This is a genomic window from Actinoallomurus acanthiterrae, assembly GCF_054775715.1.
Genome location: NZ_BAAHCO010000001.1, coordinates 6,670,440 through 6,690,083 on the forward strand (window position 1 = coordinate 6,670,440; position 19,644 = coordinate 6,690,083).

Sequence of the window (19,644 nt, forward strand, 5' to 3'; positions counted from 1 at the left end):
CGGGAGTGGCCCATGCCGCGTACGGACGTCACCGAATTCATGAAGGACAGCAGGCTGGGCCGGGTGCACATCTCGGTCGCACTGCTCTGCGGGATCACTCTCCTGGCCGACGGCTACGACGTCGGCGTCCTCGGCGCCGTCATACCGGCGCTGACCAAGTCCTGGCACATCTCCCACACCGCCGCCGGGCTGCTCGGGTCGGCCGGGCTGGCCGGAATGCTGTTCGGCGGCATCGGGCTCGGCACCGTGGCCGACCGCATCGGCCGCAAACCCAGCCTGATCGTCTCGCTGGCCGTCTTCGGCGCCTGCGCCGGGCTCAGCGCGGCGGCCTCCGGTCCAGTCGTCTTCGGCGTCCTGCGGTTCTGCGCCGGGCTGGGTCTCGGGGGCGCGCTGCCCCTCACCGCCACCCTGTCCGCGGAGTACGCGCCGCGCCGCTGGCGGTCCTCCTTCGTCATGTGGACCTCCATCGGGTACGCGACGGGGGCGCTGCTCGCGGCGGCCGTCAGCCGCGCCGCCATCGGCTCGTGGGGCTGGCGCGGCGTGATCCTGACCGGCGCGTTCCCGCTCCTCCTGGTGCCCGTCCTGGCGCTGTTCCTGCCGGAGTCGCTGGAGTGGCTCGTGCGCGGCGGCCGTACGGACCGGGCCCGCCGGATCATGGCCGCGGTGGCCGGTCCGGAGAAGGTGGCCGCCGACGCGGAGCTCTACGCCGCGCCGTCGGCCGGCCGGGTGCCGATGGCAAGGCTGTTCGAGCGCCGCTACGTGCTGCGCACGGTACTGCTGGCGTTCGCCTTCTCCGGGTGCCTGCTGATGCTGTACGCCATCTTGACCTGGCTGCCGACGCTGGTCGCGAAGTCGGGTCTATCGGTGGCCGGCGGCCTCACGATGCTCATCCTCCTCAACGGCGGCGGCGTGGTCGGCATCGTCATCAACGGCGCACTGGCCGGACGCGTCGCGGTCTCCCGCATCGTGCTCGCCTCGTACGCCTGCGTCGCGGTCTCCCTGATCGTCCTCGGATTCGCGCACTCCGACCTCACGATCGGGCTGCTGGCCTTCCTCGCCGGGATGTTCGCGTACGGCTCGTCGGTCGCCGAGAACGCCTACTCCACCCTCGTCTATCCCGATGAGCTACGCGGGACCGGCACCGGCTGGTGCCTGGGCATCGGCCGGGTCGGCGCGATCGCCGGGCCGTACCTCGGCGGCGCGCTGCTGGACCACGAGGTCCCGCTCAAGCTCGCCTACCTGGTGTTCGCCTCCGCCGGAGTCGTGTCGCTGGCCGCGGTGACGATCGTGCAGCGGCACCGTACGGGCGGTGGCGCCCACGGCACGATCGCCGCCGGCGCCACGCTGGGACCGGTCGAACCGTGACCGTGACCCGTACGGCACCCCGGCCTTCAGCGTCCGCACCGCAGAGGCGAACGGTTCGCGTCGGCTGCGGCGCGGGGTTCGCCGGCGACCGCGTCCAGCCCGCGGTCGACCTGGTCGACCGCGGTGAACTGGACTACCTGGTGCTCGAGTGCCTGGCCGAGCGCACCACCGCACTCGGGCAGTTGCGCCGGCTGGCCGATCCGGCCGCCGGATACGACCCGTCGCTCGACCGGCGGATGCGGCTGCTGCTGAAGCCGCTGGCGCGGACCGGGACGCGGTTGGTCACCAACATCGGATCGGCCGACCCACTCGCCGCCGCGCGCCGGGTGCTGCGAATCGCCGCGGAACTGGCGGTGCCGGTGAGCGTCGCCGCGGTCACCGGCGACGACGTACTCGACCGGATCGACGTCACCGCACCCGCCTGGGAGGACGGCCGGCCGCTCATCGAGCACGGCGAGCTCGTCTCGGCCAGCGCATACCTCGGCGCGGACGCGCTGCTGCCGGCCCTGCGAAGCGGCGCGCAGGTCGTCATCGGCGGCCGGATCGCCGACCCGTCGCTGTTCGTGGCACCGCTGGCGCACGAGTTCGGCTGGTCCCTCGACGACGTGGACCGGATCGCGGGAGCGACGACGATCGGCCACCTCCTGGAGTGCGGGGGCCAGGTCACCGGGGGCTACTTCGCCGATCCGCCGTACAAGACCGTCCCCGACCTGGCGAACCTCGGCTACCCGATCGCCGAGGTCGGCGAGGACGCCGCCGGCGTGGTCACCAAACCGCCGGGCACCGGCGGCCGCGTCGACCGGATGACCGTCGCCGAACAGCTCGCGTACGAGGTGACCGACCCGCGGGCCTACCTGACCCCGGACGTGACCGCCGACTTCACCACGGTCCGGATCCACGAGACCGGACCCGACCGCGTCCGGGTGACGGCGACCACCGGCGCGCCGCGCCCGCCGACCCTCAAGGTCAGCGTCGGATACCGCGCCGGGTTCCGCTGCGAGGCGGAGATCTCCTACGCCGGCGCCACGGCACTGCACCGGGCACGACTGGCCGGCCAGGTCGTCGCCGACCGGCTCGGCGGCCTGATCCCCCGGCTGCGGACCGACTACATCGGAGCCACCGCCCTGCACGGCGACGACCTGGGCGGCGGCACCGAACCGTACGAGTGCCGGCTGCGGATCGCCGGCATCGCGCCCACCCGCGAGGCCGCCGAGGCCATCGGCCACGAGGTCGCCGCCCTCTACACCACCGGGCCAGCGGGCGGCGGAGGGGTCCGCGTCACCACGGAAGAGGTCATCGGCATCGTGTCCACTTCGATCGAACGGTCGCTCGTGGAACCCCGCGTGCACCACCCGGTGGCCGATCGATGAAGGTCAGGCTCGCCGAGATCGCCCACTCACGCGCCGGGGACAAGGGGACGCTGGTCACCCTGTCGCTGATCCCGTACGACCCTCGTCACCACCCGGACCTGTGCCGCCTGGTGACCGCGGACGTCGTCCGGGACCACCTGGCCGGGCGCGTCCACGGGCACGTCGTCCGGCACGAGATGCCCAACCTGCCCGCGCTGCTCTTCGTCTGCCGGCGCGACCCGGACGACACGGTCACCGCGTCGCTCTACCTCGACACCCACGCCAAGAGCCTCAGCAGCGCCCTGCTCGAGCTCGTCGTCGACCTGCCCGACACACCGGAAGGACGCCCCGCATGACACGACGAGGCATGCGCCGTGCCGTCGCCATCCTGGCCGCCGTGGCGGCCGTCGCTCTCATCGCGCCACCCGCGCAGGCCGGCGCCACTCCCCCGAGCGGCACCGCTTCCCCGGGCGGCGCCACGCGCACGGCCTGCGCGCGCGTCCGGCACCTGCCCGGTGCCCGCGTGACCGCCGCCGAGCAGGTTCCGGCCGGTTCCTACACCACCTCCGACGGCCAGACCTTCACCGGCCTTCCGGCGTTCTGCCGGGTCGCCGCGGTCACGGCGCGTACCGTGCGGTTCGAGGTCTGGATTCCGTCCGGCACCTGGTCGGGTGACTACGAAGCGGTCGGCAACGGCGGCTTCGCCGGCACCATCTCGTACGCGGCCATGGCCCAGGCGCTGCGCACGGGGTATGCCACCGCCTCCACCGACACCGGCCACTCCGCCTCCGACACCACCGGCACCTGGATCAGCGATCCCGTCCTCCTCGCCGACTGGGGACATCGTTCGATCCATCTGATGACGGAACCCGCCAAGGCGGCGATCGCCGCGTACCACGGGCACCGGCCGCGCCACTCCTACTTCGTCGGTGGCTCGACCGGCGGCGATCAGGCGATGGAAGAGGCCGAATACTTCCCACGCGACTACGACGGCATCGTCGCGATGGCGCCTGGAATGGCCTACAGCCACCTCATGATGAGCTTCATCCACACCGCCCTGCCGTCCGAACGCGACCCCGGCGCCTACCTTCCGCCGGACAGGCTGGCGCTGCTGAACCGCGCGGTACTGTCGGCGTGCGCGGCCGACAAGGCGGTGCCCTCCGACGACTACCTCACCCGGCCTCAGGACTGCCGTTTCGACCCCGCGACGCTGCTGTGCCCCGGAGACGGCGGCACCGCGTCCTGCCTCACCGCGCCGCAGGTCGCCGCCGCGAAGGCCATCTACGCGCCCGTCCGCGACCCGCGCACCGGCCGGGAGCTGTATCCGGGGTTCGTCCGCGGCAGCGAGGCCGACCCGGAGAACGGTTCCGCGTCCGGCGCGGGCTGGTACAGCGTTCAGAGCTCCGGCGGAAACAGCCTGGCCCGGCAGTACGCGCAGCCGCTGTTCGGCCGCGCCGTGTTCGGCGACCCGAACTGGGACTGGACCGGCTTCGACTTCGGCCGCGACGCCGACGCGGTCGGGGCCAGGCTCAGTCCCGTCATCGACGCGACCAGCCCGGACCTGCGGGCGTTCGCGGCCCGCGGCGGGAAGCTGATCATGACGCAGGGCTGGTCCGACGCCTACAACGCCCAGACGCTCCCGATCGAGTACTACGACGAGGTCGTGCGGCGGCAGGGCGGCCTGGCACGCACCCGCTCCTTCTTCCGGCTGTTCATGCAGCCCGGCGTCGGGCACGTCGCCGGCGGTCCCGGGCTCGACGCTTTCGACGCCATCGGGACCGTCCGCGCGTGGGTCGAGCGAGGGACCGCACCCGACAGCATCACCGCTTCCAAGGCGTCTTCCGGGCAGACCCGGCCGTTGTGCCCGTATCCGCAGGCGGCCGCCTACAACGGCGACGGTGACACCCGCGTGGCATCGAACTTCCACTGCTCGCCCGACGACAGGTCCACGCGATGACCCGCATCCAATCTCATGAACCCTTGCCAACCTGAGTTCAATTCAGGAAGATGGAAACGCGCCCGCTGGTGCGCGTGCGCTTTCGGGCGGTCCAGACGTCGTCGTACGGCGGATGCCGCATGGCCAGGCCAGGGGTGAGGGTGTCCATCGATTTCGAGATCGACGAGCGGACCGCCGACATCGCGCGGCGCACCACCGCTTTCGTCCGGGATGTCGTGCTGCCCGAGGAACAGGCGTCCGACGGGAACGTCCACGCCGGGCCGGAGCCGCTTCGGCGTCGGCTGCAGGAGGCGGCCCGGACGGCGGGCGTGTTCGCTCCCCACGTCGGCGCGGAGTGGGGCGGGCTCGGGCTGGACCTGCGCGGCCAGGCCGTGGTGTTCGAGGCGGCGGGGTACTCGCTCCTGGGCCCGCTCGCACTCAACTGCGCGGCGCCCGACGAGGGCAACATGCACCTGCTCGAGGTGGTGGCGACCGAGAAGCAGAAGGAACGGTACCTGCGCCCGCTGGCGGCCGGCGAGGTGCGCTCGTGCTTCGCGATGACCGAACCCGCGCCCGGCGCCGGATCCGACCCCCGCGCGCTCGCCACGACCGCGACGAGGACCTCGGGCGGCTGGCGGATCGACGGCCGCAAGTGGTTCATCAGCGGCGCGGACGGCGCCGCGTTCACCGTCTGCATGGCCCGTACCAGCGGGGTCCCCGGAGACCCCGGCGGCGCGACGATGCTCCTCGTCGACGCCGGCAACCCGGGAATGAAGATCGTCCGGAACATCGACACCCTGGACCAGGGCCTGTTCGGCGGGCACAGCGAGATCGTTTTCGACGGTTGCGAGGTCGGCGACGACGCGGTGCTGGGCGAGGTGGACCAGGGCTTCCCGTACGCGCAGGTACGCCTCGGCCCCGCCCGGATGACCCACTGCATGCGCTGGCTCGGGGTGGCACGCCGTGCCCAGGACATCGCCCTGGACCGCGCGGCCGACCGCTCCGCGTTCGGCCGGCCGCTGGCCGAACTCGGCATGGTGCAGCAGATGCTCGCCGACAACGAGATCGACATCGAGACCGGCCGCGCGGTGCTGTGGCGGGCCTGCTGGGAGCTGGACCGGGGGCGCACGGCCGCCCAGCACACCTCGATCGCCAAGACGTACGTCTCCGAGGCGGTGAACCGGGTCGTCGATCGAGCCGTGCAGGTGTGCGGAGCGCTCGGCATCTCGGGCGACGCCCCGCTCTCGCGGCTGTACCGGGAGGTGCGCCCGTTCCGCATCTACGACGGCCCCTCCGAGGCCCATCGCTGGGCGATCGCCAAACGCGCGGTGCGCGCGGCATGGGAGCGGAGGGCGGCACGGTGACCGGGCCCGAGAGCCATACGGCCGTCGTCGGCGTCGACGGACCCGCGCTGCAGCGCCACTTCGAACGCCACCTCCCCCAGTGCGCGGGGCCGCTTCGGGTCACGCCCCTGCACGGCGGGCGCTCCAACCTCACCTATGAGGTGACCGACGGGACGCACCGCTGGGTCCTGCGCCGGCCGCCGCTGGGAGTGCTCACCCCCACCGCGCACGACATGGACCGCGAGTACCGCGTCGTCGCCGCGCTCGGCAGCACCGGGGTGCCGGTCGCGCGCGCCGTGCTGTCGTGCCCCGACCCCACGGTGATCGGGGCGCCGTTCTCCGTCGTCGACTTCGTCGAGGGGACGGTGCTGCGCGACGGCGACGAGGCGGCCACGCTCGATCCCGCCGACGCGCGACGTAGCGCCGAGGCGCTCGTCGATGCCCTGGTGGACCTCCACTCGGTCGATGCCGCCGACGCCGGGCTGGACGGCTTCGGCCGTCCCGAGGGATACCTGGAGCGTCAGGTACGGCGGTGGCGCGGTCAGTGGGACAAGATCGCCACCCGCGCGCTGCCCGGAATCGGCGAACTCCACGGCCGCCTGGCCCGGACCCTCCCCGTGAGCGGCGCCCCGGCGATCGTGCACGGCGACTACCGCCTGGACAACGTCATCCTGGCGCCCGGCGACCCCGGACGGATCGCCGCGATCGTGGACTGGGAGATGGCGACGCTCGGTGATCCCCTAGCGGACCTCGGGATGCTGCTCATGTACTGGGAGCCGACCTGCGAGCCGGTGCTGGGGGTACGCCACGTCCCGACCGCCAACCCCGGCTTCCCGTCGGGCCGGGAACTGGCCGAGCGGTACGCCGAGCGGTCCGGCCGCGACCTCGGGGACCTGCGCTTCTACCGGGCTCTGGCGTACTTCAAGCTGGCCGTCATCGCCGAGGGCATTCACGCCCGCCACCTCGCGGGCCGGACCGTCGGCACCGGATTCGAACGGGTCGGATCGGCGGTGCCCGCGCTGCTGCGCTCGGGATTGGAGCTCCTGCCGTGACCGACACACCGAGTGAGGGAGGGCCCGTGCACGGCCGACTGTCCGGACAGATCGCACTGGTCACCGGTGCGACCGGTGGCATCGGGGAGGCGACCGTACGCCGACTGGCCGCCGAAGGCGCCGCCGTGGCGGTGACCGACGTGGACGCCGGTCCCTGCGAGGCCCTGGCGAAGGAACTGACGGCCGGCGGAGGGAGCGCACTCGCTCTCGCGCTGGACGTCACCGACGAACAGCGGTGGTGCGCCGCGGTCGAACGCGTCGTCGCCGAGTTCGGCGGCCTGTCCGTGCTCGTCAACAACGCGGGCATCGCCGAGATGCGAACCGTCGAGACCGAGACCCAGGAGACCTGGGACAAGGTCATCGCCGTCACCCAGACCGGCGTCTGGCTCGGCATGAAGCACGGCGGGCCCGCGATCGAACGCGCCGGCGGCGGCTCCATTGTCAACATCGCGTCGATCTTCGGTACGGTCGGCGGGTTCGGCGGCCAGTTCTCTTACCACGCCGCGAAGGGCGCGGTCCGCCTGATGACGAAGAACGCCGCGCTGCACTGGGCGGAGCGCGGCGTGCGCGTCAACTCGATCCATCCCGGCTTCATCGAGACGCCGCGTTCGCGGAACCTGTGGCGCGGCACGCCCCGCCACACGGCGATGGTCGAGGGCACCCCCATGCGGCGGCTCGGCCGGCCCGAAGAGGTCGCCGGGGCGGTGGCGTTCCTGGCCTCCCAGGACGCGGGCTTCGTCACCGGCTCCGAACTGTACGTGGACGGAGGCTGGACGGCCCGCTGAGTCACCGGCGGGAGCCGCCCGCGCGGCTCATCGGATCCGGGTGTACCGGTTGACCCCGGCCACGGACGCGACGCCGACCCGGCCCTGCAGGACGAGGACGTCCAGGTGCGCCGCCGTCTCATTGATCGCGAGCATCCGATTGAAGGCATTGAGCTCGCCGAACGGCACCTGCCGACGCGTCCAGCCCAGCCTGCGCGCCACCGCGTGGGCGTCGAGCGTCTCCTCCCCCAGTGCCGACAGGCTCTTGGCCAGCCGGTCGTCGTGGTGGGCGAGCAGTTCGGCCACCCGCGCATGGGCGCTGTCGGTGACCGGCCCGTGCGCGGGCAGCAGGCGGGCGTCGGCGTACCGTGTCATGAGCCGCAGCGAGTCCAGGTAGTCGGCGAGTGGCCGGCCGCCGGACTCGGCGAGTTCAAAACCGATGGACGGGGTGATGTGCGGCAGGACATGGTCCCCGGAGAACAGCAGGCCCCGCGATTCGTCCAGGTAGACGACATGTCCCCTGGTGTGTCCGGGCGTCGGTACGACCTGTAGCCCGATGTCGCCGAAGCGCACGGCCTCCGCGCCGAGCCAGCGATCGGGGGCCTGCCAGACGGCGGGATCGTAGCCGCCGTGATCCATCGCGCCGATGCGGTCGGCCAGTTCCCCGGCCCCTGCCCGGCGCAACGTTTCAAGGGAGCTCGCGGGTGTGTCGCTGCGCAGCCGGTGGAGCATCTCCAGGCCCGGGCGTTCCCCGACGCCCAGGTAGACCCGCGAGCCCAGCAGCCGGCGCAGTTCCACGGCGTGCGTGTAGTGGTCGCGGTGGATGTGTGTGACCAGGATGTGGCCGATGTCCCCGAGGTCCCGGCCGATGGCTGCCAGGCCCTGCTCGAGCTCCTTGCGCGCCTCAGGGATCGCCCACCCACCGTCGATCATGACGATTCCGCCGTTGCCGGCCGGGTGCTCCAGAACATAGACGTTGACGGCGCGTAGGCCGTCGTCGGGCAGCGGGAGTGGAATGCGGTGCACTCCGGTCCGCACGGTCTGGACTCCCCGCGCGGCCCATTCCCCGTGGTCGAACCGCGCCGTCATCACCGTTCCCCTTCCCGGAATGCCGCTGTGCTCGGCCGGCGGGACGCCCCGCCGTTCGCGGAGGTACCGCCGTTCGCGGACGTTTCGCCGCCTCAGGCCGGATCGGCCGCGTGGTCGCGCAGCCGTGCGGCCAGGTCCCGGGCCCCGGCCCGGTCGAGCTTGCCGACCTTGGTCTGGGGCAGCTCGGCGACGCTGTGGACATACTCGGGCCACTTGCTCTTGGACAGGCCGACGCTCCCCAGGTATCCGGTCACCTCGGCGAGCTCGATGTCACGGCCGTCCTCGGTGACGACCAGCAGCGCGACGCGTTCACCGAGCACCTCGTCGGGGACCGCAGCGACGCACGCCGACGCGACCCGCGGATGGCCGGCGACGGCGCGCTCGATCTCGGTGATGTCGATGTTGCGGCCCCCGCGGATGATGACGTCCTTCTCCCGGCCCATGATGCTGATGGTGCCGTCCTCGTGGGTCATCAGCAGGTCGCCGGTGGGAAGGTAGCCGTCCGCCGTCAGCTCGGGCGGATGGACTCGCCCGTCCCGGGCGTAGCCGAGGAAGAGGGACGGGCCGCGCACCTGCGCCCGGCCGGTCACGCCCGGGCCGGCCACCCGCCCGTCGAGGGTGATCGCGCGAACGTCCGTCCCCGGGAAGGGCCGTCCGTCCCTGCCGAGCCGGATCTCCTCAGGGTCGCCGGGACCGGGGGACGTGTGTCCGAGGCATTCGGACATGCCGAAGACACGCAGGATCTTCGTGCCCAGGGACCGTTCGGCGCGGGCGAGGGCCCCGCGGTCCATGGGCCCGCCGCCGACGGTGATCGACCGGACGCGGCGGAGGGCACCGGAGCCGGCAGCCTCGGCCCCCATCTGCAACGCCATGGTCGGGACGCACATGGTCCAGCGGACGTCGGCGCCGGCCATCCGCTCCAGCGCGACGGCGCGGTCCCACTTGCCCGTCAAGACGAGCGGACCGCCCAGCAGCAGGGCGAGGTAGACGCCGAAGCAGTACGCCGCCGTCGACGACAGCGGCACGATCGCGGCGACGGCGTCGCCGCGCGACAGGCCGTTGATGGCGATGGTGCTCGCCGCGGCATAGCGCAGGGCCTCCTCGGACTGGACGACGCCCTTGGGGCGTCCGGTCGATCCGGAGGTGAGGCCGATCAGGACACCGCCCGACCACCGCGACACGTCGCTCGGCCGGGACGCGGACCGCGCCTGCCAGCCGCCGAGCACCGTGCCCGCCGAGGCCGGCAGCAGATCGTGCACCGCCCATTCCGCCACCGCCGAGGGCTCGGCGACGACGGCGTCCGGGCGGATGTCCTCCCAGGCCGCGGCGAACTCCTGAGGTGTCGTGTGCCGGTTGACCACCGCCAGCGTCCCGCCCCGCAGGCCGACGGCGAGGGTGGCGGCGACGGTGCGCCACGAATTGTCGGCCTGGAGCATGACGGTGCCGCCCGCGACGGCGGACAGTGCTCCGGTCAGCCGGGCCGCCTCGTCGAGCAGTTCCCGGGCCGTGTGGGGGCCCGTGTCGTCGATGACGGCGACGAAATCGGCCTCCTCGGCCCTCTGCTGGAACTCCCGCGTTACCTGTCGCATCTTGCTTCCTCGCTGCGCTGTGCCCCGACCTGCGTCCGCCCTGGCGGCCTCAGGCGGTGAACATCTCCGCCTCGTGGCCCATGACGGCGATACGGCGGCCCTTCATGTCTCCGACCTGTGCCACCGCGTCCGCCCACTCAGGGCTCGCGAGGGCCTTCTTCAGATCCTCCGGAGAGTCGAAACCGAGCACGGAGATCCCGTCCCAGCCCTCGGATCGCTTCTCCAGCGCATCGTCGATCTCGGTGTGCCGCCAGGCCCGCAGTCCGGGCAGGCGGTAGGTCAGTTCCGCGTGGTCGCCCCGCCACCAGTCGATGAACTGCTGGTGGGTCCAGTCCGAAGGCCGGGACGCGAGCAGAATCAGGTTGTACACGACCGTCTCCCTCTCTGGTCAGTCGAAGCGGATCTCGGACGACCGGCCGATCAGCAGGCGCTGCAGCCGTCCTTCGCCGTTCACCCGCCCGGCGGCGACGAAGCTGGCCTCGGGGACGCCGCCGCGCCGTACTTCTCCCAGGAACAGTTCATCCCGGCCGACGGTGGTCGCCGACAGCAGGTGGTGGGTCCGGGTGCCCTTCTCGCGTTGTTCGAGATAGCCGACGAGGGCCGCGCGGTCGCCGGCGAAGTCGGTGGCGTCGCCGTCTCCGGTGGAGAACAGGATGGACAGCGAGAAGTCATCGCTGATCAGGTCGAGGATCTTCGACGGCTCGTCACCGTCGAGAAGCTTGAACCATTCGGTGAGGAACGGCGCCGCGGTGGAGGACTCGGTCATGCCCGGCTCCCGCCGGTCGCGGTCGTCGAGGCGGCGGATCGGGTCCCGGCGCTCTGCTCGGTCCAGTCGACCAGTTGGAACGAGGTGCTGAAGAACGACTGGTAGCGCGCCAGAAGCCCGCCGGGTGAGACCACCGCCGCCGACAGGAAGGAGCCGACGTAGCGCCCGCGCTCCGTCACCACTCCGTAGACGGTCTCGGTGTCACCGTCTCTGCTGTAGCGCAGGACCTCGTGTGCCCGGTCGACCGGATTGCGTCCGGCGATGTAGGACGCGAAGTCCTCCCGGGACGTTCCGGTGACCTCCCTGCCCGGCAGGGCGATGAGGAAGCGGAAGTCGGGTTCGAGCAGCTCCAGTGTCTGCTCCGGATGCTGGCTGTCCATGCTCGCCAGATATGCACGCAACGCCATGAGTGTGCGCCCTTTCAACCGGCGGCCGTTCGACGGCCTGAGGTGTCGCCGGCGGACCGACGGAGACGCCGCTGGCCGCGGCGAAAATACAACTTGAGCCAAGTTCAGTTCAATTAGGATCGTAACGAGAGGGAAACACACCTGGCAAGAGCCGTCGCGGGACCGATCGCGGCGGTCTCCGGCACGAGCAACGTCGAAGGAGTCCGAGAGCGGACCGTAGGACCACGCCGAAAAGCCCTCCGGCGGACGAACGTCCGCCGGAGGGCACGGCAAGAAACCGGAGTCGTCACATGGCGACGATGCGCACGCAGGCGTCCTCGATCAGATCACTGATCTCCGACAGCGGCGTGGGCCCGGACGGCCGGTACCACCGCCACACGCTGACGATGAGGCCGAGCACGCTCGCGCCGAGCAGCTGGGCGTCACGCAGCGGGAACGCCCCCTGGGACATGCCGCGCACGAGGAGGTTCGTCCAGTCCCGCTCGACCACCTGGACCAGCTGGCGGGCCGCCACCCGCTCGGCCTCCTCGCGCTTGGACTTGCGCGTGCCGGACAGCAGGTCCATGTGGTTGTGCAGGATGCGCATCTGCAGAACCTCCTGGTCGGAGACGTCGTACGCCGCGCGGACCGCCGACCGCAGCGCGTCGACCGGCTCGGCGACGCCCGTGGTCGCCTCCGTGAACTTGTCGTGCGACCGCTGCAGCTCCAGTCGCATGATGGTGAGCAGGCAGTGGGTCTTGGACTCGAAGTAGTGGTAGAGCGCGGTCTGCCCGATGCCGACCCGCTCCGCGACGGTGGACCACTTGGTGGCCTCGAAACCCGTCTCACCGAAGCAGTCGACCGCCGCCGCGAGGACCGCGGCACGCTTGGACCTCGGCCCCGCCTCCGGTTCTTCGACGAAGCTCGCCGCCATGACCTGCCTCCTGACCGTGGATCACCCCGTCCGCAACCGAGGGTAGACCCAACCTGAACTCGGTTGCGAATCGGCTGAATCACAGGCGCTCGACGACGGTGGCATTGGCCATGCCGCCGCCCTCGCACATTGTCTGCAGACCGTAGCGTCCCCCGGTTCTGCGAAGCTGGTGGACGAGCGTGGTCATCAGCCGGGCGCCCGTCGCCCCGAGCGGATGTCCGAGCGCGATCGCGCCGCCGAAGGCGTTGACCCGCTCCTCGTCGGCGCCGATCTCCTTCTGCCAGGCGAGCACGACCGGCGCGAAGGCCTCGTTGATCTCGATCAGGTCGATGTCGCCGACCGACATCCCCGCGGTCTTCAGGACCTTCTCCGTGGCGGGGATCGGACCGGTCAGCATGAGGATCGGGTCGGAGCCGACCACGGCCATGGCGTGCACGCGGGCCAGCGGGGTCAGGCCGTGACGGCGCACCGCGTCCTCGGAGGCGACCAGCAGGGCGGCGGCGCCGTCGGAGATCTGGCTCGAGACGGCGGCGGTCAGCCGACCGCCCTCGGTGAGGGTCTTCAGGCCGGCCATCTTCTCGAGGGTGGTGCCGGCACGAGGACCTTCGTCGGCGGTGAGCCCGAAGGCCGGTGCGATCTCGGCGTCGAAGGTCCCGCCTGCCTGGGCGGCCAGGGCTCGCCGGTGGCTCGTGAGCGCGAAGCGCTCCATGTCCGCGCGGGAGACGCCCCACTTCTCGGCGATCAGCTCCGCTCCCCGGAACTGGGAGACCTCCTGGTCGCCGAAGCTCTCACGCCAACCGTCGCCCGCGTACGGGGTGCCCATGCCGGCCTGTTCGCCGACGGACATCGGGCTGCCGATGGGGACCAGGCTCATGACCTCCACGCCACCGGCGATCACCAGGTCGGCGCCGCCCGATCCGACGGCCTGGGCGGCGAAGTGCACGGCCTGCTGGGAGGAGCCGCACTGGCGGTCGATGGTGGTGCCCGGGACGTGCTGTGGCAGCCCTGCCGACAGCCACGAGGTACGGGCGATGTTCCCGGTCTGCGCGCCGATCTGGCTCACGCAGCCGAAGTAGACGTCGTCGACGGCGCCGGGGTCGACACCAGTGCGTTCCAGCAGCGCACGCAACACATGCGCGCCGAGGTCCGCCGGGTGCACGCCACTGAGCGCGCCTCGCCGGCGGCCGACGGGGGTGCGGACGGCACCGACGATGAATGCTTCCGACACGGTGATCTCCAAAGGGGTTCTGCGGTCAGGGACGGGGCGGGACGCGCGTGAAGTCCGGCGCCCGCTTGCCGAGGAAGGCCGCGACGCCCTCGCGGCCCGTGTCGGAGGCGGCCAGGGCGGCGATGGAACGGGCCTCGGCGTCCAAGTGCGGGCCCAGCTCCGCGGTCGGCCCGGCGGCGACGAGCCGGCGGGTGGCGCCGAAGGCGACCGTGGGCCCCCGGCGCAGCGCCTCGGCCGTACGCTCGGCCTCGGCGGCCAGCGCGTCCGCTGCGACGACCCGGCTGACCAGCCCGATCTCCGCCGCCTCCGTCGCCGCCACCCGGCGGTTGGTCAGCAGCAGGTCCAGGGCCAGCTTCGGACCCACGAGCCGGGGCAGGGACCAGCTGGTCCCGGCGTCCGGCGAATAGCCGATTCCGGTGTACGCCGCGGTGAACGACGCGCCCTCGGCCGCCAACGTCACGTCGGCCGCCACGGCCAGGCCGAGGCCGGCACCGGCCGCCGCGCCCTGCACGGCCGCCACCAGGGGCGCGTCCATGGCGGCGAACGTGCGCAGGGCGTCGTGCAACGCGTCGGTCACCGCGAGCAGGTGCGTCTCCAACGCCTCACCCGTGAGCGTGGCGAACTCCCGCAGGTCGCCGCCGACGCAGAACGACCGCCCCTCACCGCTGAGCAGTACGGCCCGTACGTGCTCGCGGGCGCAGGCGCGCGCCGCCTCCCGCAGCCCGCGCGCCGTCTCCAGGTCGATCGCGTTGCCCGCCTCGGGCCTGCGGAGGGTGACGCGGGCGAGGCCGCCCTCGCCGATCTCGAAGCCGACTGTCATCGGGCGGTCCATCCGCCGTCGACGGTCAGGACCTGTCCGGTGCAGTAGGAGGAGGCGTCGGAGGCGAGGAACAGGAGGGCGCCGTCGAGTTCGTGCTCGTGGCCGCCGCGGCGCAGCAGCGTGTTGCGCTCGACCCATCGGCCGGAGCGCTCGTCGCCGAACAGGTCTGCGGTCATCTCGGTGCGGAACCAGCCTGGCGCGAGCGCGTTGACGCGTGTTCCGGCGCCGCTCCACTGGCCGGCCAGCTCGCGGGTCAGGCCGATCAGCCCCGCCTTGGACGCCGAGTAGCCGGCCCCTGCCCAGGGGGGCGGTCGTGACCAGGCCGAGGATGGAGGCGACGTTGACGATGCTCCTGCCGTGGGCCGGCGCGGCGGCCTCGGCGGTGAGGCGGGCCAGATGGTACGGGGCGGTGAGGTTCACGGCGAGGACGTCGGCGAAGGCGTGGGGTGATTCGGCCTCCGCGCGCGTCTCGCCGGGCACGGCGGCGTTGTTGACCAGGACGTCGATGCGGCCGGTGGCGGTCAGCGCCGTCTCGACCAGCCGTACGCGGTCCGCCTCCGAGGAGACGTCGCAGGTGACGGGGTGGATGCGCGCGTCGGAGTCGGCGAGCGCCTTGAGCCGATCGGTGCGGCGGGCCGCGGCGAACACGGTGGCGCCGGCCTGGGCGAGGACGGTGGCGAAGCGTGCGCCGAGCCCGGCGGAGGCCCCGGTGACGATCGCCGTCCGGCCCTCCAGCGAGAACAGCTCGGAGACGGGCCGGGGCGCGTTCACTCCTCCACTCCGATCGGCAGGGCGGTCGCGCCGCCGTCGAGCACGAGGGTCTGGCCGGTCATCCAGGAGGAGGCGTCGCTCGCCAGGAACAGGGCCGCGTTCGCCACATCCTCCACCGTGCCGAGGCGCCGCAGGGGCAGCCTGGCGGTCAGGATGGACTCGCGGGCCTCCCACACCGCACGCGCCAGCTCCGTCTTGATCAGCCCGGGGGCGATGGCGTTGATCCGGACCGCGGGCCCGAGTTCGTAGGCGAGTTGCCGGGTCATGTGCAGCATCGCGGCCTTGGTGGCGTTGTAGTAGCCGATGTGCGGATCGACGATGAGCCCGCCGACCGACGCGATGTTGACCACGGCTCCCCCGTGCGCGCCCATCCAGGCCTGCCAGGCGAAGCGTGTCCAGGCGATCATGCCGTACTGGTTGACGCGGACGGTCTTCTCCGCGCGCGGCAGGTCCAGGCCGAGCAGGTCGCCGTGGTAGGGGTTGGTGGCCGCGTTGTTGACGAGGACGTCGATCCGGCCGAACCGCTCCATGGTCTGGTCGACGCATGCCTCGGCCTGGTCGGGTTCGCCGGCGTTGGCCACGACCGTGAGGATGTCGCCGTCGCCCTTGACGCGCAGCAGTTCCTCCCGTGCGGTGGCGAGCCCTTCCGCCTTGCGGGCGGCGATCACCACGTGCGCTCCGGCCTCGCGGTAGGCGGTGGCGATGCCGAGGCCGATGCCGCGCGATCCGCCGGTGATGACGGCGACCCTGCCTTCCAGAACGTTCGTGCTCACGCTGTTCCCGCCTTGTCGTCGTTCTTCCGGTACTTGGCCAGTTCCAGGCGTGCCACGGTCCGCAGATGAACCTCGTCCGGCCCGTCGGCGATGCGCAGCGCCCGTGTGATGGAGAACAGGCGGGCGAGCACCGTGTCGTCGCTGACGCCGGCGGCGCCGTGCGCCTGCACCGCGCGGTCGACCACCCGGTGGGCCACGTCCAGCGCCGCCACCTTGATCGCGGCGACCTCCGTACGGGCGGCGGCGTTGCCGACGGTGTCCATCAGCCAGGCCGACTTGAGCACGAGGAGGCGTAGCTGCTCGATCTCGATGCGGCTGCGGGCGATCCACTCGCGTACCACGCCCTGGTCGGCGAGCGGCCCGCCGAAGGCGACGCGTTCGGTGACCCGCTCGCACATCAACTGCAGGGCCCGCTCGGCGAAGCCCACGGCGCGCATGGCGTAGTGCATGCGCCCGGGGCCGAGCCGCCCCTGGGCGATCGCGAACCCCTCGCCTTCCCCGCCGAGGATGTTCGCCACCGGCACGCGGACGTCCTCGAAGAGCACCTCGCCGTGGCCGAGCCGGTCGGTGTAGCCGAACATCGGCAGGTCGCGCACGACGGTGACGCCCGGCGTGTCCCGGGGGACGAGCAGCATGCTCTGCTGCCGGTACGTGGGCGCGTCCGGATCGGTCTTGCCCATCACGATGATCAGCTTGCAGTCGGGGTCGAGGATGCCGGAGGTGTACCACTTGCGGCCGTTGACGACGTACGTGTCGCCGTCGCGGGTGATGCGGGTGCGGATGTTACGGGCGTCCGAGCTGGCTACCTCCGGCTCGGTCATCGCGAAGCAGGAGCGGATCTCGGCGCTCAGCAGGGGCCGCAGCCAGCGGTCCTGCTGCTCCGGGGTCCCGTACAGCGCGAGCAGCTCCATGTTGCCGGTGTCGGGGGCCGAGCAGTTGAACACCTCCGGGCCGATGATGGAGCGGCCCGCCAGCTCGGCGAGCGGCGCGTACTCCAGGTTGGTCAGGCCCGCTCCCCAGTCGCCGTGCGTCATGAAGAGGTTCCACAGGCCCTCGGCGCGTGCCTTCTCCTTCAGCTCGATCATCACCGGCGGCAGCGCGTGCGGATCGTCCGCCTCGGCCAGTTGCCGGTCGTAGCCGGCCTCCGAGGGCAGGACGTGCTGCTCCATGAACGACCGCATGCGGTCCTGCAGTTCGCGCGCCCGTGGCGAGTATCCGAAGTCCACGATTGCTCCTGTTCACCGGCGCCCGCGATACGTACGGGGCGCCCTGGCTCATGTCGTCGGGCGGGATCAGCCGAGGATGTCGCGCGCCGTGCGGATCATCGCGGCGATGGTGGGCGGCAGCCGCTCCTGATCCGGGTCGTGGTGCTTACCTTCGCGGTGCCGGCGCAGGTTGTGACCCATGATCGCGGCCATCTTCATGCGGCCCAGCGCCCGGAACCAGTCCAGGGCGGGCGGCGCGGGCCGCGCGAGGTAGGCCTCCAGCAGCTCCGCCTCCGTGGGCAGGCCCGGCACGGCACGCCCGACTCCGGGGAAGTTCCGGTGGTCGGTGAAGAGCAGGAACCAGCCGAGGTCGATGCGCGGGTCACCGACACTCCAGATCTCCCAGTCGATGACGGCCGCGGCGCGATCCGCGACGCACAGCACGTTGCCGAGCCGGAAGTCGCCGTGCAGGAGCACCGCCGCGACGTCGCCGGGCACGTCGTCGGCCAGGCGCGTCAGCAGTTCCTCCGCGCCGGGACGCAGTTCCGCCGGTACGGCGTGCATGGTCCGGCTCCATCGCTCCAGCTCGCCCGCGGCGTCGAGCGGTTCGGGCGGGTCGAGGCCGGGCGTGCGGACATCGGTGTCGTGCAGCCGTCGCAGCACGGAGGCGATGTCCAGCATCCGGGCGCGGGCCGTCGCGGCGGGCACCTCGGGGCCGTCGAGTACGGGCTCGACGGCCTCGCCGGCGACGAACTCCATGGCGAACCATGCGGGCTGTGCCGCGTCCACGGCCACGACGCCCGGCACCGGCACCGCGGACCCGGCGAGCGCTCCGAGCACGCGGGCCTGGCGCAGCACGTCGTTGCGGCCGATCGGCCGCTGTCCGGGAGGCACCGCTTTGACGACGTACCCGGCGTCTCCGACGCCGACCGAGTAGGTCAGCCCCGAGTGGCCGCCCGGCAGGGCTCGCAACGCGCCGACCGGCGCGCCGGGGTGCCGGCGGGGCAAGGTGGTCCTGGACCCGTACGGTCAGTTCGGCCGTTCCGGTGAGGGTGCTCATCGGGCCGGGTCCTTCGGCAGGCCCAGCACCCGCTCGGCGAGGATGTTGCGCTGGATCTCGTCGGTGCCGCCCGCGATGCTGTAGCCGGGCGCGCCCAGTAGGTGCTCGGTCCACGCGTAGGTGCCCCACTCCTCCGTGTCGGCCACCAGGCGCGGTCCCAGCAGCTCCGACACCAGGTCGCTCGTCCGCCGCATGGTCTCGGTGGCGTAGAGCTTGCCGACGGACGCCTCCGCGCCGGGCTCGCGCCCGGCGACGAGGGCGGCGGTCACCCGCAGGCCGATCAGCCGCTGGACGAGCGTGCGGATGTGCAGGTCGGCCGCCCGCTGCAGCTCACCGCCGGTGAGGGGGCGGGGCAGGTGCCGGGCCAGTTCCAGCGCCCGGTCGGCGTTGTCCAGGCCGAGTCCTCCGGAGTCGAGCCGTTCGGCCGCCAGCACGCTGAGGGTGACCCGCCAGCCTTCGCCGACCGGTCCGAGCCGGTCGGTGTCGGGCACCACGACACCGTCGAGGTAGACCTCGTTGAAGCTGGTGCCGCCGGTCATCTGCCGGATGGGCCGTACCGTCACGCCCGGCGCGTCCATGCGCACCAGGAACACGGTGATGCCGGCGTGCTTGCGCGCCTCCGGGTCGGTGCGGCAGACGGCGACGCCCCAGGTCGCCACCTGCGCCCCGGAGGTCCAGACCTTGTGGCCGTTCAGGACCCAGTCGTCGCCCTCGCGCATCGCCCGGGTACGCACGGCGGCGAGGTCGGAGCCGGCCTCCGTCTCGGAGAACAGCTGGCAGGCCAGCTCGTCGGTGCGGAGCATGGGCCGCAGCCAGCGTTCCTTCTGCTCCTCGGTGCCCCAGATGCCGATCGCCGGGGCGACGAGCTGCTGCGTCACCGGGAAGATCTCGGTGCGGTGGGGGACGTCGAACCCGGCCTCCTCGGCGCGGTAGAGCTGCTCGTAGTACGCGGGCAGGCCCCGCCCCCCGTACTTCTCCGGCCGGTTCAGCGCGCCCCACCCGTGGTCATAGCGGGTGCGCTCCCATTCCTGGGTGCGGGCGGTGTGCTCGCGTTCCTCCGCCTCGGTCCAGTTCTCGAACACGGCGACGGAATCGGATCCGCTGCCCCACTCCCCCTCGGCGGCGCGTGGACCGGCCACGGTGGCGAGCCACTGCCGGGCCTGCGCGCGGAACTCCTCCGGTTCCGGGATGTCGCTCATCGCTTCCTCCACCTC

At 72.2% G+C, this 19,644-nt stretch carries 19 protein-coding genes; 7 read left to right on the plus strand and 12 right to left on the minus strand.

Annotated elements, in window-relative coordinates; translation table 11 throughout:
* The first annotated feature begins 12 nt into the window (after positions 1–12).
* The 7 genes from ACYVF7_RS31370 (at position 13) to ACYVF7_RS31400 (ending at position 7,830) form a co-directional block, all read left to right on the plus strand.
* Positions 13–1,365, plus strand: a complete 1,353-nt coding sequence (locus tag ACYVF7_RS31370) for an MFS transporter (RefSeq protein ID WP_460347844.1) — start codon at positions 13–15, stop codon at positions 1,363–1,365.
* The gene (locus ACYVF7_RS31375; protein ID WP_460347846.1) at positions 1,362–2,735 is read left to right on the plus strand and encodes an acyclic terpene utilization AtuA family protein; all 1,374 of its coding nucleotides are present in this window, start codon (positions 1,362–1,364) and stop codon (positions 2,733–2,735) included. Before ACYVF7_RS31370 ends, ACYVF7_RS31375 begins: the two co-directional genes overlap by 4 nt.
* Positions 2,732–3,070 (plus strand): AtuA-related protein, encoded by a 339-nt coding sequence (locus tag ACYVF7_RS31380; RefSeq protein ID WP_460347848.1) that lies wholly within the window; start codon positions 2,732–2,734, stop codon positions 3,068–3,070. Before ACYVF7_RS31375 ends, ACYVF7_RS31380 begins: the two co-directional genes overlap by 4 nt.
* A complete protein-coding gene (locus tag ACYVF7_RS31385; protein ID WP_460347850.1) occupies positions 3,067–4,671 on the plus strand; it encodes a tannase/feruloyl esterase family alpha/beta hydrolase in 1,605 nt (534 codons plus the stop codon). Before ACYVF7_RS31380 ends, ACYVF7_RS31385 begins: the two co-directional genes overlap by 4 nt.
* A gap of 140 nt (positions 4,672–4,811) precedes the next feature.
* The gene (locus ACYVF7_RS31390; RefSeq protein WP_460347852.1) at positions 4,812–6,014 is read left to right on the plus strand and encodes an acyl-CoA dehydrogenase family protein; all 1,203 of its coding nucleotides are present in this window, start codon (positions 4,812–4,814) and stop codon (positions 6,012–6,014) included.
* A complete protein-coding gene (locus ACYVF7_RS31395; RefSeq protein ID WP_460347854.1) occupies positions 5,990–7,045 on the plus strand; it encodes a phosphotransferase family protein in 1,056 nt (351 codons plus the stop codon). The genes ACYVF7_RS31390 and ACYVF7_RS31395 overlap by 25 nt, the downstream gene beginning before the upstream one ends.
* 26 nt (positions 7,046–7,071) lie before the next feature.
* The gene (locus tag ACYVF7_RS31400) at positions 7,072–7,830 is read left to right on the plus strand and encodes an SDR family NAD(P)-dependent oxidoreductase (RefSeq protein ID WP_460347856.1); all 759 of its coding nucleotides are present in this window, start codon (positions 7,072–7,074) and stop codon (positions 7,828–7,830) included.
* Between the two features lie 27 nt (positions 7,831–7,857).
* Here the strand turns inward: ACYVF7_RS31400 and ACYVF7_RS31405 are convergent, their stop codons facing one another.
* The 12 genes from ACYVF7_RS31405 to ACYVF7_RS31460 all read right to left on the minus strand — a co-directional run bounded on the left by ACYVF7_RS31405 (position 7,858) and on the right by ACYVF7_RS31460 (position 19,629).
* A complete protein-coding gene (locus tag ACYVF7_RS31405) occupies positions 7,858–8,898 on the minus strand; it encodes an MBL fold metallo-hydrolase (protein ID WP_460347860.1) in 1,041 nt (346 codons plus the stop codon).
* A 92-nt stretch (positions 8,899–8,990) separates the two neighbouring features.
* Entirely contained in the window at positions 8,991–10,487 is a 1,497-nt protein-coding gene (locus ACYVF7_RS31410; protein ID WP_460347862.1) for a class I adenylate-forming enzyme family protein, read from the minus strand.
* Between the two features lie 49 nt (positions 10,488–10,536).
* Positions 10,537–10,857, minus strand: coding sequence for an EthD domain-containing protein (locus tag ACYVF7_RS31415; protein ID WP_460347864.1), 321 nt, complete (start codon positions 10,855–10,857; stop codon positions 10,537–10,539).
* An 18-nt stretch (positions 10,858–10,875) separates the two neighbouring features.
* On the minus strand, positions 10,876–11,253 hold the full coding sequence (locus ACYVF7_RS31420; protein WP_460347866.1) for a hypothetical protein: 378 nt from the start codon (positions 11,251–11,253) through the stop codon (positions 10,876–10,878).
* Positions 11,250–11,660, minus strand: coding sequence for a hypothetical protein (locus tag ACYVF7_RS31425; protein ID WP_460347868.1), 411 nt, complete (start codon positions 11,658–11,660; stop codon positions 11,250–11,252). The genes ACYVF7_RS31420 and ACYVF7_RS31425 overlap by 4 nt, the downstream gene beginning before the upstream one ends.
* Positions 11,661–11,946: 286 nt before the next feature.
* Positions 11,947–12,573 carry a TetR/AcrR family transcriptional regulator gene (locus ACYVF7_RS31430; RefSeq protein ID WP_460347870.1) on the minus strand — a complete coding sequence of 209 codons (627 nt, stop codon included), beginning with the start codon at positions 12,571–12,573 and terminating at the stop codon, positions 11,947–11,949.
* Positions 12,574–12,652: 79 nt separating this feature from the next.
* A complete protein-coding gene (locus ACYVF7_RS31435) occupies positions 12,653–13,801 on the minus strand; it encodes an acetyl-CoA C-acetyltransferase (RefSeq protein ID WP_460347872.1) in 1,149 nt (382 codons plus the stop codon).
* Between the two features lie 25 nt (positions 13,802–13,826).
* On the minus strand, positions 13,827–15,392 hold the full coding sequence (locus ACYVF7_RS31440) for an SDR family NAD(P)-dependent oxidoreductase (protein ID WP_460347874.1): 1,566 nt from the start codon (positions 15,390–15,392) through the stop codon (positions 13,827–13,829).
* Positions 15,389–16,165, minus strand: coding sequence for an SDR family oxidoreductase (locus ACYVF7_RS31445; RefSeq protein WP_460347876.1), 777 nt, complete (start codon positions 16,163–16,165; stop codon positions 15,389–15,391). Before ACYVF7_RS31445 ends, ACYVF7_RS31440 begins: the two co-directional genes overlap by 4 nt.
* Entirely contained in the window at positions 16,162–17,391 is a 1,230-nt protein-coding gene (locus tag ACYVF7_RS31450; protein WP_460347878.1) for an acyl-CoA dehydrogenase family protein, read from the minus strand. Before ACYVF7_RS31450 ends, ACYVF7_RS31445 begins: the two co-directional genes overlap by 4 nt.
* A 66-nt stretch (positions 17,392–17,457) precedes the next feature.
* On the minus strand, positions 17,458–18,378 hold the full coding sequence (locus ACYVF7_RS31455) for a phosphotransferase family protein (RefSeq protein ID WP_460347880.1): 921 nt from the start codon (positions 18,376–18,378) through the stop codon (positions 17,458–17,460).
* 48 nt (positions 18,379–18,426) lie between these two features.
* Positions 18,427–19,629, minus strand: a complete 1,203-nt coding sequence (locus ACYVF7_RS31460; RefSeq protein WP_460347882.1) for an acyl-CoA dehydrogenase family protein — start codon at positions 19,627–19,629, stop codon at positions 18,427–18,429.
* Between the last annotated feature and the right edge of the window lie 15 nt (positions 19,630–19,644).

Coding starts and splice junctions, on each gene's coding strand:
- ACYVF7_RS31460 (WP_460347882.1), bottom strand. CDS start 19,629: ATGAGCGACATCCCGGAACCGGAGGAGTTCCGCGCGCAGGCCCGGCAG.
- ACYVF7_RS31395 (WP_460347854.1), top strand. CDS start 5,990: ATGGGAGCGGAGGGCGGCACGGTGACCGGGCCCGAGAGCCATACGGCC.
- ACYVF7_RS31420 (WP_460347866.1), bottom strand. CDS start 11,253: ATGACCGAGTCCTCCACCGCGGCGCCGTTCCTCACCGAATGGTTCAAG.
- ACYVF7_RS31430 (WP_460347870.1), bottom strand. CDS start 12,573: ATGGCGGCGAGCTTCGTCGAAGAACCGGAGGCGGGGCCGAGGTCCAAG.
- ACYVF7_RS31370 (WP_460347844.1), top strand. CDS start 13: ATGCCGCGTACGGACGTCACCGAATTCATGAAGGACAGCAGGCTGGGC.
- ACYVF7_RS31380 (WP_460347848.1), top strand. CDS start 2,732: ATGAAGGTCAGGCTCGCCGAGATCGCCCACTCACGCGCCGGGGACAAG.
- ACYVF7_RS31405 (WP_460347860.1), bottom strand. CDS start 8,898: ATGACGGCGCGGTTCGACCACGGGGAATGGGCCGCGCGGGGAGTCCAG.
- ACYVF7_RS31425 (WP_460347868.1), bottom strand. CDS start 11,660: ATGGCGTTGCGTGCATATCTGGCGAGCATGGACAGCCAGCATCCGGAG.
- ACYVF7_RS31385 (WP_460347850.1), top strand. CDS start 3,067: ATGACACGACGAGGCATGCGCCGTGCCGTCGCCATCCTGGCCGCCGTG.
- ACYVF7_RS31410 (WP_460347862.1), bottom strand. CDS start 10,487: ATGCGACAGGTAACGCGGGAGTTCCAGCAGAGGGCCGAGGAGGCCGAT.